Below are 13,573 nucleotides of genomic sequence, written 5' to 3'. Positions count from 1 at the left end.
ACTAACGCTCCTGGTTGTAGGTGCTGTCAGGCTCATCGGGAGACCCGCTGACCTGGCCGTTCGTCTTCATCACTGCTGGTACTGCAACTACTGGTACTACGACTGCCGGTACTGCAACCGCCGTCACTGCTGTTCGCCGCCGCCCTCGCTGCGGCCCCGCTGCACGCCACGGCGCAGGTTGCTCAGTCTGCCGCGAACGTCCTCGGGCGCGCGGGAGATCTGGGGGCCGCCCTGAGGCGTCGACTCCGCCGTGCCCTCGACCAGGTTGGCCTTGGGCACGCGCCGGGGGAGACCCGAGGAGGTGACTCCGCCCGCCTTCGGCTTCTTGAGCTGCTCCGCACGCTCCCACCGCTCGTCGTTGGCCGAGCGCCAGGTGTCGTCGCCGGTCGTGGAGTCCCCGGCCGGGGCCTGCGCGGGCTCCTGGCGCTGGGGTGCGCCGCCCCGGCGCGGGAGACCTGCATCGGTCAGCGCGTGCGGGACGGAGGGGGAGGGCCCGGCCGACAGCGGACCGTGCGGCTCGAAGGATACGCTCTCCGGCTCCACGGCGTCAGTGCCCTGGACGGATTCCGCTTCAGTCGGGTACGAGGTCGGGAAGCCGCCCTGGAACTCGCCCTGATAGCCGTCCTGGGCCTGCCATTCGGCCTGCGGGGCAGGCTCCTCGTACGGGCTGTACTGCTCCTGAGCCGGTTCCGCATAGCCGCCGTGCGGGCCGTAGTCCGGCACCTGGCCGTGCGGGTCGCCGGCCTGCGGGCCCGGTCGGCCCGCGGCGAATCCGTCGTACCCGCCCTGGGACTGTCCGTCGTAGGCGGGCTGCTGCTCGCCGTAGACGTCCTGACGCTGATCGGCGTAGCCGGAATCCTGGCCGTGGTCGTAGCCGACCTGCTGATCGGCGTAGGCGGACTGCGGCGCGTACGCGGTGTCGGGCTCCGGCTGCTGCGGGGCGACCTCGTCGCGGAACAGCGGGCGGCCGTCGGGCGAGTGGCCCGGTTCGGGCGTGTGGGCCTGGGCCTCGAGCGCCGCGCGGCGCTCCTCACGCATCAGCGAACGGCCGACCGGGTCGAGCTCGCGGGCGTCGTCCGGGACCTCGTAGCGGCTGTCGTCGAAGCCGAGCTCGGCGGCGGTGCGCAGCGGCGCCTTCTCGAAGGCCGGCTGCTGCGGAATCATCGTCGAGACGGTGAACTCGTTCTGGTCGTGCGCCTGCTGACCGCCACCACCGTGGGTGATCCCGTCCGGGAGCATGACCAGCGAGGTGGTGCCGGCCTGCTCGCCCGAGGGGCGCAGCTGGACGCGGATGCCGTGCCGGTCCGACAGGCGGCCGACCACGAAGAGGCCCATGCGGCTGGAGATCGCGGCGTCCACGGTCGGCGGGTTCGCCAGCTTGTGGTTGATGTCCGCGAAGTCCTCGGCGGTGAGGCCGATGCCCTTGTCGTGGATCTCGATCATGACGCGGCCGTCGGGGAGACGGGTCGCGGTGACGCGGACCTTGGTCTGCGGGGAGGAGAACGTCGTCGCGTTCTCCAGGAGCTCGGCGAGCAGGTGCACGAGGTCGGTGACCGCGCGGCCGTGGATCTCGGCCTCCGGGACGCCGGACAGCTCGACGCGCTCGTACTGCTCCACCTCGGAGGAGGCGGCGCGCAGCACGTCGACCAGCGGGACCGGCTGGTCCCAGCGGCGGCCGGGCTCCTCGCCGGCGAGGACCAGGAGGTTCTCGCCGTTGCGGCGCATACGGGTCGCGAGGTGGTCCAGGCGGAAGAGGTTCTCCAGCTGGTCCGGGTCGGCCTCGTTGTTCTCCAGGTCGGTGATGAGGGTCAGCTGGCCCTCGATCAGCGACTGGTTGCGGCGCGACAGGTTGGTGAAGATCGCGTTGATGTTGCCGCGGAGCAGGGCCTGCTCGGCGGCGAGCCGGACGGCCTCGCGGTGCACCTGGTCGAAGGCGCGGGCGACCTCGCCGATCTCGTCGCTCGTGGTGATCGGGATGGGCGTGACGCGGGTGTCGACCCGGCCCGGGTCGGTGCGCGAGAGCTGGTCGACCAGCATCGGCAGACGCTGCTCGGCCACGTCGAAGGCGGCGGTGCGCAGGCGGCGCATGGAGCGCGACATCTGGCGGGCCATGAGACCGGCGAGCACGACGGCGGCGAGGAGCGCGACGACGACGGCGACGCCGATGACGATGGCTTCCTGCTTGGCGTCGTCGGCGATGCCGGACGCCTCGTTCACGGCCTTGTCCGCGAGATCCGACTCGATCGTGCGGTAGGCGTCGAACTTCGCCGTGTTGACCGCCCACCAGTTCTGGGCGGTGATGCCGCCCTGCGCGAGCGCGAGGCGGGCCGCCGGCTGGGTGCTCGGCATCGCGACGATGCCGGCCACCATCTCGGTGGGGTCGGCCGGCGGCGGCACGTAGGAGGGGTCCTTGGCCTTGGCCGCGGCCGCCTGCTTGGCGCCGTCCGTCTTGAGCTGCTTCTGGGCCTGCTCGAGCTTGGCCAGGTCTTCGGGGGTGCCACCGCCCTTGTACTCCTCGATGGCGATGCCCTCGAGGTAGGCGTAGCTGCCGAGCGCGGTGCGCTGCTTGGCGAAGCTCTCCCGGGTCGGGCCGGGCTTCACGAGCAGGTGCATGCCGATGGAGCGCTCGAGCGAGAGCGCCGCCTTCGACAGCGAGATCGCGTAGACCGTGCGGCCGTAACTCGTGATGTTTCCGGTGCCCAGACCGAGCTCGTTGGCGAACTCCATCAGCGGGTGCTGGATCTGGACGTAGCCCTCTTCGGTCTGCGTGCCGGGCAGCTTGGAGGTGTAGGCGGCGGCCCGCAGCTTGTCGAGACCGCCCTCGACCTTGTTGAACCCGTCCAGGCGCCGCTTGAGGCCCTCGGTCTGCGGCATGTTCTGCGCGGCCGCGCGGAACGCCGTCGCGGCGCGGTCCGTCGCGTCACGGGCCTCGATGACCTTGGGGTCGTCCTTCTTGCCCTGGAGCAGCGGGGCGGCCGTGACGTCGCGCTCCTCGATGAGGAGGTTGCCGTAGGTCAGGGACGCCTGCACCAGCCGGGCCGTGGCCTCGGCGTCCTGGGCCTCGTGCCAGGTGTCGATGGAGTTCTTCACCTGGAAGCCGCCCATGACCAGACCCACGATCACGGGTATGAGCAGGATCGCGTTCAGCTTCGTGGGCACGCGCCAGTTGCGCGGCGACATCCGTCCGCCCGACGGTGCCGGCGCCGCGGCCTCGGCCACCGGTGCGGCCTCGGCCGCTGTGCGCGGCGGCGGGGTGAAGTTGCCCCGTGCCGAAGCCGGCTCGGGACTGTTCTTGCTTCGCCTCACTCGACCAACAACCTCTCGGCGGTCGGCACCTACACGTGCCGCTGTGTGTCTCCAGGCCCGTTCTTACTGGGCAGTTCAGCGCATTCCAGCACGTCAGGAGGCGCACTTCCAAACAGTCGGAACCGGAAGCTCCAGGACGCCGTCCCCCCAGATAAAACGGGCATAAAGAACGAGCCCCGCCAAAAGGCGGGGCTCTTGTGAGCACAGTGGAGCCAGGTGTGCGCGACCCGTGTCGGTGCCCGTGGAATTCTCTGTCGAAACGTTATGAACACAGTGGCCCCGCGTGTCAAAGGCCACACGGGCCTGCGCGGAGCCACTGACAACTACCGTACGGATCTTGTCACTTGGTGGCCTACTTGCGACCGTTTCCCGTTACTTGAGGCGGGCCATCAGCGCGTGCTCCACCAGCGTGATCAGCGCACTCTTTGCATCCGCACGGTGCCGGGCGTCCGTCGTGATGATCGGGGTGTCCGGACCGATCTGCAGCGCCTCGCGGACCTCTTCCGGGTTGTACGGCTGGTGCCCGTCGAACCCGTTGAGGGCGACCACGAACGGCAGCCCCGAGTTCTCGAAGTAGTCCACGGCCGGGAAACAGTCCGCGAGCCGGCGCGTGTCGACGAGGACCACGGCGCCGATCGCGCCGCGCACCAGGTCGTCCCACATGAACCAGAAGCGGTCCTGACCCGGCGTGCCGAACAGGTACAGGATCAGGTCCTGGTCGAGCGTGATGCGGCCGAAGTCCATGGCGACCGTCGTGGTCGTCTTGTCCCCGGTGTGCGTGAGGTCGTCGATGCCCGCGGACGCGGACGTCATCACGGCCTCGGTACGCAGCGGGTTGATCTCGGAGACCGAACCCACGAACGTGGTCTTGCCGACGCCGAAGCCACCGGCCACCACGATCTTGGCCGAGGTCGTCGACCGGGGAGCCCCGGTCGCGCCGTCAGAGCTTGCGAAGTCCACTGAGCACCCTTTCGAGCAGAGTCACGTCCGGCGCACCGCCGTTGTTCTCGTCGCCACCCGGCTGGTGGATGGCGACGAGGCCGGCCTCCGCGAGGTCCGCGACGAGGATCCGGGCCACACCGAGAGGCATCGAGAGCAGCGCCGAGACCTCGGCGACCGACTTCACCTCGCGGCACAGGTGGCAGATGCGCTGGTGCTCCGGGAGCAGCGTCTGCAGCGACGCCGGATCGGCGGTCGTCGACACGAGCGCCTCTATCGCGAGCTGGTAGCGCGGCCGGGTCCGGCCGCCGGTCATCGCGTAGGGACGGACCAGCGGCTGGTCGCCCTCATGACCGTAGCTGTCGGCAGCGGCGCTGCCGTACGGATCGTGAGGAGCGGTGGGCGGGGTCATGGATCCTCCGGGCGGGACGGCGGGCCGGGGGCCTGCCGTCTGAGGGTGGGCCGGTGGGGGGATTGTGTGACGGCCGGACGTGGGTCGGAAGGGGATTGGGTGTTCGCTCTGGATTTTGTGGCGGGTGGTGCGCCAGACTTCTGATGTGGCCGGGGTTACCGGCCGTCACCCCCGTCAGTGCAGCAGGCTGCCCTGCAGCTCCGCGCGCAGGTCCGGGGTGAGCACGGCGCCCGCCCGGTCGACGAGCAGCGCCATCTCGTAGCCGACGAGACCGATGTCGCACTCGGGGTGCGCGAGCACGGCCAGGGACGAGCCGTCGGAGACGGACATGATGAAGAGGAAGCCGCGCTCCATCTCCACGACCGTCTGATTCACCGGCCCGCCCTCGAAGATGCGGGACGCACCGGCCGTGAGCGAGGTGAGCCCCGACGCCACGGCCGCCAGCTGGTCCGCGCGATCGCGCGGGAACCCCTCGGACATCGCGAGCAGCAGACCGTCCGCGGACACCACCACCGTGTGCGAGACACCCGGGGTGTTGTCCACGAAGTTGGTGATCAACCAGTTCAGGTTCTGTGCCGCCTGGCTCATCTGACTCAACTAACGCTCCTGCTGGTGAGTGGGGCGGGGGTAGCTGCCCGTCTGACCGGTGCCGTTCGCCTGCCGGCCCTGCTGGATGCCCCGACGGAGATTGGTCAGGCGCCCCCGCACGTCGTCGGGCGCGCGGGAGACCTGGGGACCCGCCTGGGTCTGCTGCTCCTGAGCCGTGCCCGCCACGAGGTTCGCCCGGGGGACACGACGAGGCAGACCCGAGACGGTGACACCGCCGGCCGCGGGCTTGCGCACCCGCTCGGCCTGGCGCATCAGCTCGTCGTTCGGGGACTGCCGCCAGGACGCGGGGTCCTGGCCGGGGTCGGCGGCCGTCGCCGGGCGCGAGGGCGCGGCGGCGGGAGTCTGCGGACGCTGCGGCTGGAACGGCGTCTGCTGCTGCGGGGCCTCCGCCGGGCGCGGGGCACCGCGCTGCGGCAGGTCCTGCTGCTGCGGCTGCTGGGGCCGGCGCGGGGCCTGCTCCTGCTGGCCCTGGCGCCAGTTCGTCTCCAGCGTGTCGAACAGCGGCGTCCGGTTGTCGACCGGGCCGTTGGCCGGCGGCAGGTACTCGTCCTGCGTGGGCTGCGCCGGGATGCCCTGCTGCTGCGGCGGGAACGGACGCTCGAACTGACCGGTGGACGACGGGTCGTGGAACCCGTTCGTCTGCGGAGCCGGACCGTTCGGCACGCCGCCGTAGACGTCGGGGCGGGCGAAGGCGCCCGTGCCCTGGTCCTGGACCGGAGCCGGCCGCGGCGCGTCGAAGTCGGGACGGGCGAACTCGGCCGTGGCGCCCGGACCCTGCCGGTCGTCACGCACCGGCGGGAACTGGGTCGTGGAGTCCGGCTCGTCGTGACCGCGCGGGGCGTCGAGGTGCGGCTGCGCGTTCTCGTCGCTCCAGCTGGGCGTGCGGGGCTGCGGGTTGCCGCCCGGCAGCTCGGCACGCGGACCGCCGCGCGGCGGCAGCACCGGACGGCCGCCCTGCGGCTGCTGCGCGGCCGGCCCGTTCGGGTCGGCGTGGGTGCGCTGCTGCGGCGGGACCGGACCTCGCATGCCGGAGTCGAAGAGACTGCCCGTGTTGGACGGACCCTGCGGGTTCTGGGCGCGGACGGGCTGCGGGGCCTGCGGGCGCTGCGGCGCCTGGGGGCGCTGGGGTATCTGGGGGTGCTGAGGGTTCTGCTGCCCCTGCGGCAGCCCCTGCTGCCCGTTCTGCTGCGGATTCTGCGGGTACTGCTGACCCTGCGGATTCTGCTGGCCCTGCGGGTTCATCTGGCCCTGCGGGTTCTGCTGAGCCTGCGGGTTCTGCGGCCCCGTAGGACCGCCGTCCCGGCTGGGCAGCGCCGCACGCGGGCCACCGGCACCGGCGCCTACCTGCGGACGCGCCGCCGACGGACCGGCACCGAGCCGGCTCGCCGAGCCGCCCGCCGCCCCGCCGCCCTGCACACCGCGGCGCGCGGCCGCGACACCGGCGGCGGCCTGCGCGGCGGCCGGACCGCCGGACTGGCCGGGGGCCGGCTTGCCGGGAGCCTTCTTGCCGCCCTGCGCGACGTCCACGGGCAGCATGACCAGCGCGGTCGTACCACCGGAGTCGGACGGGCGGAGCTGGATGCGGATGCCGTGACGCTGCGACAGACGACCGACCACGAACAGACCCATGCGGCGCGACACCGAGACGTCCACGGTGGGCGGCGACGCGAGCCGCTCGTTGATCGCCGCGAGGTCCTCGGGCGACAGGCCGATACCCGTGTCGTGGATCTCGATCAGCACACGGCCGTCGGGCAGCGCGTGACCGGTGACCTTGACCTTGGTCTGCGGCGAGGAGAACGAGGTCGCGTTCTCGAGCAGCTCGGCGAGCAGGTGCACGAGGTCGTTGACGACGCGGCCGGCGACATCGGTGGCCGGGACGGCGGCCAGCTCGATGCGCTCGTACTGCTCCACCTCGGACGCCGCGGCACGCAGCACGTCGACGAGCGGCACGGGCCGCGTCCAGCGACGGCCGGGCTCCTCACCGGCGAGGACGAGGAGGTTCTCACCGTTACGGCGCATGCGGGTCGCGAGGTGGTCGAGCTTGAACAGCGAGGACAGCTGGTCCGGGTCGGCCTCACGGGACTCGAGCTCGGAGATCAGCGACAGCTGACGCTGGATGAGGCCCTGCGAGCGGCGCGAGAGGTTGGTGAACATCGCGTTGACGTTGCCCCGCAGAAGGGCCTGCTCGGCGGCGAGGCGGACCGCCTCGCGGTGCACCTCGTCGAAGGCCGCGGCCACCTTGCCGATCTCGTCGCGGGAGTGCACACCGACCGACTCCACGGACGTGTCGACGTCCTGCGGGTCGGACTCGGAGAGCTCCTTGACGAGCTCGGGCAGACGGTCCTGGGCGACCTTGGTCGCCGTGTCCTGCAGCCGGCGCAGCGAGCGGATCATGGACCGCGCCACGACGAAGGCGCCGACGAGCGAGACGCCGAGCACGAGGAGGATCAGCGCACCGTTGATGATCGCGGAGCGCTCGGACTCGTTGCGCAGCTCGCGGGCCTGCTGCTCCATCTCGTTGAGCAGCGTCAGCTCGATGCTGGACATCTGCTGGATGCGGGAGCTGTCGGCGTCGACCCAGTCGCGGTACGAGCGCTTGTCCTGGGTGCGCAGACCGTTGCGGTCGCGCAGCACGCGCTCGGCGTAGCTGTCGGCGGCCTTGATGGTCGCGTTGTTCTCGTCGAGGGGCTTGAGCAGCTCCTCGGCGGCCACGTTGCCGTAGACGCTCTTGAACGAGTCGAGCTGCGAGTCCTGGTTCTCCTGCGCGGCCTTGGCGTACTGCCGGTCCGTCTCGGAGAGCGAGCCGTAGCTCTTGCCGTTGGGCGGCAGCGCGGCGGCGATGATGGCCCGCTGCTCGGACGCGTACTCCTTGGCGGACGAGAAGGCCGCCAGCGCGCGGGTGCGCTGGATCATCTCGGGGCTGCTGGTCGCCTGCGCCATGTCGGTCGACAGGGAGAGCAGCTGGTTGATGATGCGCGAGTACGCCTCGACGGTCTGCGAGGAGTTCTTCGGGTTCTTGTACGCGTCCTGGCGGATCTCGTTCAGACCGATGAGGTCACGGGCGATCTGCACGGCGTGCTCGCGCACACCGTTGAGGCTGCCGGCGCCGCCGTCGCTCTCGATGTCCGTCGTGCTCTGCAGGAACGTGTCGCGGGCGCGCTTGGTCTTCTCGCGCGCGGCCTTGATGTTGAAGTCCTCGTTCGCGTTCGCGCCGTTGGCGAGCGGACCCGCGGACTGGTCGCGCTCCTCCTGGAGCGCGGAGGCCAGGTCGGTGGCCTGCTTCGTCATCTCGGTGAGCAGCTTCATGTTGTCGAGCTGCTCGATGTCCCCGAGGGACTCGGCGATACGCAGCGCGCCCAGCGAGGTCGCGGCGACCACGGGGAGGGCGAGCAGCGACACCAGTCGCGTCGAGATGCGCCAGTTGCGCAGGGCCATGCGCGAGCCGGGACCCGTGGGGCCCTTCGTCTTCACCGACGGCGCCGCGGGGGCGGTCGGGCCCTCGGACATGCCGGGGCGCCCGTCGCGCTCCGGGCCGTCGACGGACGCGGTGCGTCCCGGGTTCTGGGCGTGCGGGGGCTGGGAACCGCCGGCTATCGGGCCGGTCCCGCCGCGCGGCTCCGGCTCCGCCGCAGCGCTGCCATCCCTGTTCTTACGTCCCTGCACTAGCGTCGCAACCTCTGGACCAGGCGCCCGTCCGCGAGAGCGGACAAGGCGGTGTCGGCGTAGTTCGAGGGGCGACCTGAAACGCCCCCCTGTGGTCGTGAGTGACCGGCGCTGGCTCCCCCTTCCCGCCGCTGCTCGGCGCTGAAGCGCGCCCCCGTGCGCCGGTTCGATACCCGCGGCGGTCCCGGGAATTCCAGCACAGTGCAGGATCTCCAACAAGGGCAACGGGATCTGGCACACCTTCCGTGACACCAAGTGAAGGGAGGGTTACGAGGTGTGGAAGATGATCTAGGGAAAACCGGACGATCAGGGACGTTGTACGTACGGGCAGGGGGTGTCCCAGTCGCCATGATCGGGAGCGGAATGGCGGCTTCAGGTACGGAATGTCCGGTTCTCCATGTCTGATCGGCCGCCCGAAAAGCCCCATTTGGGCACCCCCTCGTGAGCAAACTCACACAAGGACGATCACAACTTCCCGGCTTTCGACGGGAATCAGATGTTTAGCCTGACGCTTTGCAGGGATGGCCCATCCGACGACCGAAGGTTCCTGAGCACTCTCATGAAGACGACGACCATGTTCCACAAGATCGCCAACCCGCGCCGCACCACGCTGGCGCACCTTGAGGACGCCGACGAGCTCCAGGCCGCCCCCGCCCTCCCGGAACACTCGGTCGACCTCCCGTCGAACACGGCCAACCCGAAGCGCACGATCCTCATGGTCGCCCCCGAGGTCGTCCCCGCCGCCTGAGGCCGCCCGGCCTGTCAACCCCCGAAGCGATAGCCTGGAGCCCGGTCGACCCAATCCCGGGCCCATCGCAGAACGTGACAAAGGGGCGCAGCCACCCGTGCGGATCGCCAGATTCTCCATCGACGGAAACGTCGCCTTCGGCGCGGTCGAGGGCGACAAGCCCGACGAACTGGTGCTCGACATCATCAAGGGCATCCCGTTCGCCGACTTCGAGCTGAGCGGCACCAAGGTCCCGGTCAGCAAGGTCCGCCTGCTGCCCCCCGTGCTCCCGAACAAGGTCATCGCCTTCGGCCGCAACTACGCGGAGCACGCGAAGGAGCTGGGCAACGAGGTCCCGGACGCCCCCTTCGCCTTCTTCAAGCCCTCGACCTCCGTGATCGGCCCCGGCGACGCCATCCAGTACCCCTCCTTCTCCGAGGAACTGCACCACGAGGCCGAGCTCGCCGTCGTCATCGGCCGCATGTGCCGCGAGGTCCCGCGCGAGCGCGCGAACGACGTGATCCTCGGCTACACCGCGGCCAACGACGTGACCGCCCGCGATGTGCAGAAGCGCGAGAAGCAGTGGGCCCGCGCCAAGGGCTTCGACACGTCCTGCCCGCTCGGCCCCTGGGTCGAGACGGACCTGGACCTCAAGGCCGCCTCCGACCTCACCGTCCAGTGCACGGTCAACGGCGCGCAGCGCCAGCTCGGCCGCACGTCGGACATGATCACGCCCATCGCGGACCTGATCGCGAACATCTCCGAGGCCATGACCCTGCTCCCGGGCGACGTCATCCTCACGGGCACCCCGGAAGGGGTCGGCCCCCTCAACGTCGGCGACGAAGTCGCCGTCACCATCGAAGGCATCGGCACTCTCACCAACAAGGTTGTCAAGCGTGGCTAGCGCACCCGTACGCGTCCGTTTCTGCCCCTCGCCCACCGGTAACCCCCACGTGGGCCTGGTCCGCACCGCCCTGTTCAACTGGGCCTTCGCGCGCCACAACCAGGGCACTCTCGTCTTCCGCATCGAGGACACCGACGCGGCCCGCGACAGCGAGGAGTCGTACAACCAGCTCCTCGACGCGATGCGCTGGCTCGGCTTCGACTGGGACGAGGGCCCCGAGGTCGGCGGCCCGCACGCGCCGTACCGGCAGTCGCAGCGCATGGACATCTACAAGGACGTCGCCGACAAGCTGGTCGCGGCCGGCAAGGCGTACCCCTGCTACTGCTCCACCGAGGAGCTCGACGAGCGCCGCGAGGCCGCCCGCGCCGCCGGCAAGCCGTCCGGCTACGACGGCCACTGCCGCGAGCTGACCGCCGAGCAGATCGCCGCCTACGAGGCGGAGGGCCGCAAGCCGATCATCCGCTTCCGGATGCCCGACCGCACGATCACCTTCACCGACCTGGTCCGCGGCGACATCACCTACGAGCCCGAGAACGTGCCGGACTACGGCATCGTCCGGGCCAACGGCGCCCCGCTCTACACGCTCGTCAACCCGGTCGACGACGCCCTCATGGAGATCACCCACGTCCTGCGCGGCGAGGACCTGCTGTCCTCCACCCCGCGTCAGATCGCGCTCTACGACGCGCTCAAGGACCTGGGCATCGCCAAGATCACCCCCGAGTTCGGCCACCTGCCGTACGTCATGGGCGAGGGCAACAAGAAGCTCTCCAAGCGCGACCCGCAGTCCTCGCTCAACCTGTACCGCGAGCGCGGCTTCCTGCCCGAGGGCCTGCTCAACTACCTGTCGCTGCTCGGCTGGTCGCTCTCGGCCGACCGCGACATCTTCTCGATCGAGGAGATGGTGGCCGCCTTCGACGTCAAGGACGTCCAGCCGAACCCGGCCCGCTTCGACCTCAAGAAGTGCGAGTCGATCAACGGCGACCACATCCGCCTGCTCGACCCCAAGGAGTTCGCGGCCCGCTGCGAGCCCTGGCTGAAGGCCCCCGTCGCCCCCTGGGCGCCGGAGGACTTCGACGAGGCGAAGTGGGCGGCCATCGCGCCGCACGCGCAGACCCGCCTCAAGGTCCTGTCCGAGATCACGGACAACGTGGACTTCCTCTTCCTGCCCGAGCCCGTCTTCGACGAGCCGAGCTGGACGAAGGCCATGAAGGAGGGCTCCGACGCCCTGCTGAAGACGGCCCGCGAGAAGCTCGAGGCCGCCGACTGGACCTCCCCGGAGTCCCTCAAGGAGGCCGTCCTGGCCGCCGGCGAGGCCCACGGCCTCAAGCTCGGCAAGGCCCAGGCCCCGGTCCGCGTCGCCGTCACCGGCCGCACGATCGGCCTGCCCCTCTTCGAGTCCCTGGAGATCCTGGGCAAGGAGAAGTCCCTGGCCCGCATCGACGCGGCCCTGGCGAAGCTCACCGCGTGACGTCCGTCATGTGACGCACCTCGCGTGCGGCGTGAAGGCCGGAACCCACACGGGTTCCGGCCTTCACCCGTTTCCGGACCCGGCGCGCGCCCCGGCGACGTACGGTCGGACCATGCCGATCAGAGCCGTGGTCTGGGACATCGACGACACGATCTTCGACTACGCGGGAGCCGACACCGCCGGCATGCGCGCCCACCTCACCGCGGAGGGCCAGCTGGGCGCCTTCGGCAGCGTGGAGCGGGCGCTGGAGCGCTGGCGGGAGCTGACCCGTGCGCACTGGGCCCGCTTCGAGGCGGGCGCCACGGACTGGGAGGGCCAGCGCAGGGACCGCGTACGCGGCTTCGTGGACGCCGCGCTGGACGACGAGGCGGCCGACGCCTGGTTCGGGCGCTACATCGTCCACTACGAGGCCGCCTGGGCCCTGTTCCCCGACACCGTGCCCGCCCTGGACACGCTCGCCGGCGGATACCGGCACGCGGTCCTGTCCAACTCCTCCCTGCACAACCAGGAGCGGAAGCTGCGCGTCCTCGGCGTGCGCGACCGCTTCGAGGCCGTCGTCTGCGCCGCCGAACTCGGCGTGGCCAAGCCCGAGGCCGCCGCCTTCCACGCCGTCTGCGCCGAGCTGGCCCTCGCCCCGCACGAGGTCGCCTACGTCGGTGACCAGCCGGACACGGACGCGCGGGGCGCCGTCGAGGCGGGCCTGGCGGGCATCTGGCTGGACCGCGCGGAGCGGGGCGGCCGACCCGAACTCACCCGCATCACAGGCCTCGATCAGCTGCCCGCGCTGCTGGCGGGCGATACCCGTTTTGGAGCGCCGGACACCTTCGGGTAATGTTCTTCCTGCGCCGAGGGGAACGGGCCGAAAGGCCGAAACCCGGAAGCGCAAGCCAAGCAAGATCCCCCCGGGGATTGTGGTTTGGTGGCCTATGGTGTAATTGGCAGCACGACGGTTTCTGGTTCCGTTAGTCTAGGTTCGAGTCCTGGTAGGCCAGCTCGCAGAGCTCATCTGCAACCGTGGATTCCAGATCCACAAAGCCCCCGTTGTGTAGCGGCCTAGCACGCTGCCCTCTCAAGGCAGTAGCGCCGGTTCGAATCCGGTCGGGGGTACAGATCCTTCTCGTGAGGACGGTATGGGTAGCTCCCGCCGACCTTGATGCCAGGATCGCTAGGGCCCCCGTTGTGTAGCGGCCTAGCACGCCGCCCTCTCAAGGCGGTAGCGCCGGTTCGAATCCGGTCGGGGGTACTGGTCTAGGCCTGATTGGTCTAAGCCGCCATGGCCTATGGTGTAATTGGCAACACTACGGTTTCTGGTACCGTCATTCTAGGTTCGAGTCCTGGTAGGCCAGCTCGCAGAGCTCATCTGCAACCGCGGATCTCGCATCCGCAAGGCCCCCGTTGTGTAGCGGCCTAGCACGCCGCCCTCTCAAGGCGGTAGCGCCGGTTCGAATCCGGTCGGGGGTACGCGAACGATCAGAGGCCCTTCCCGATACGTCGGGAAGGGCCTCTCCTCGTTCCTCCGGAGTGTGATGTGGCCCGTACAACTCC

8 protein-coding genes, 5 tRNA genes and 1 pseudogene are annotated in these 13,573 nt (G+C 70.3%); 9 read left to right on the top strand and 5 right to left on the bottom strand.

What is annotated here, in order from left to right:
- Position 1 precedes the first annotated feature (1 nt).
- From IAG42_RS09950 to IAG42_RS09930, 5 genes and pseudogenes are all read right to left on the bottom strand, one after another.
- A pseudogene (locus IAG42_RS09950) lies at positions 2–3,306 on the bottom strand (nitrate- and nitrite sensing domain-containing protein).
- 372 nt (positions 3,307–3,678) lie between these two features.
- Positions 3,679–4,266 (bottom strand): GTP-binding protein, encoded by a 588-nt coding sequence (locus IAG42_RS09945; RefSeq protein ID WP_188336659.1) that lies wholly within the window; start codon positions 4,264–4,266, stop codon positions 3,679–3,681.
- Positions 4,247–4,657 carry a DUF742 domain-containing protein gene (locus IAG42_RS09940; RefSeq protein ID WP_188336658.1) on the bottom strand — a complete coding sequence of 137 codons (411 nt, stop codon included), beginning with the start codon at positions 4,655–4,657 and terminating at the stop codon, positions 4,247–4,249. The genes IAG42_RS09945 and IAG42_RS09940 overlap by 20 nt, the downstream gene beginning before the upstream one ends.
- Positions 4,658–4,831: 174 nt before the next feature.
- Positions 4,832–5,245, bottom strand: coding sequence for a roadblock/LC7 domain-containing protein (locus IAG42_RS09935; protein ID WP_003951074.1), 414 nt, complete (start codon positions 5,243–5,245; stop codon positions 4,832–4,834).
- Positions 5,246–5,254: 9 nt separating this feature from the next.
- Positions 5,255–8,929, bottom strand: a complete 3,675-nt coding sequence (locus tag IAG42_RS09930) for a sensor histidine kinase (RefSeq protein WP_188336657.1) — start codon at positions 8,927–8,929, stop codon at positions 5,255–5,257.
- Between the two features lie 559 nt (positions 8,930–9,488).
- Between IAG42_RS09930 and IAG42_RS09925 the strand changes: the two genes are divergently transcribed.
- The 9 genes from IAG42_RS09925 to IAG42_RS09885 all read left to right on the top strand — a co-directional run bounded on the left by IAG42_RS09925 (position 9,489) and on the right by IAG42_RS09885 (position 13,489).
- Entirely contained in the window at positions 9,489–9,677 is a 189-nt protein-coding gene (locus IAG42_RS09925; RefSeq protein WP_188336656.1) for a hypothetical protein, read from the top strand.
- A 97-nt stretch (positions 9,678–9,774) separates the two neighbouring features.
- Positions 9,775–10,560, top strand: coding sequence for a fumarylacetoacetate hydrolase family protein (locus IAG42_RS09920; RefSeq protein WP_188336655.1), 786 nt, complete (start codon positions 9,775–9,777; stop codon positions 10,558–10,560).
- Positions 10,544–12,028 (top strand): glutamate--tRNA ligase, encoded by a 1,485-nt coding sequence (gene gltX / locus IAG42_RS09915; RefSeq protein WP_188336654.1) that lies wholly within the window; start codon positions 10,544–10,546, stop codon positions 12,026–12,028. Before IAG42_RS09920 ends, gltX begins: the two co-directional genes overlap by 17 nt.
- 112 nt (positions 12,029–12,140) lie before the next feature.
- Entirely contained in the window at positions 12,141–12,860 is a 720-nt protein-coding gene (locus IAG42_RS09910; RefSeq protein WP_188336653.1) for an HAD family hydrolase, read from the top strand.
- An 88-nt stretch (positions 12,861–12,948) separates the two neighbouring features.
- Positions 12,949–13,020, top strand: a tRNA-Gln gene (locus IAG42_RS09905).
- A 42-nt stretch (positions 13,021–13,062) separates the two neighbouring features.
- A tRNA-Glu gene (locus tag IAG42_RS09900) sits at positions 13,063–13,135 on the top strand.
- Positions 13,136–13,198: 63 nt separating this feature from the next.
- Positions 13,199–13,271, top strand: a tRNA-Glu gene (locus IAG42_RS09895).
- Between the two features lie 31 nt (positions 13,272–13,302).
- Positions 13,303–13,374, top strand: a tRNA-Gln gene (locus tag IAG42_RS09890).
- A 42-nt stretch (positions 13,375–13,416) separates the two neighbouring features.
- Positions 13,417–13,489, top strand: a tRNA-Glu gene (locus tag IAG42_RS09885).
- Positions 13,490–13,573: the final 84 nt, after the last annotated feature.

The sequence above is a fragment of the Streptomyces xanthii genome (genome assembly GCF_014621695.1).
Lineage (GTDB): Bacteria > Actinomycetota > Actinomycetes > Streptomycetales > Streptomycetaceae > Streptomyces > Streptomyces xanthii.
The sequence above is the reverse complement of the archived record's forward strand: the minus strand, read 5'-3'. Positions and strand labels throughout refer to the sequence as shown.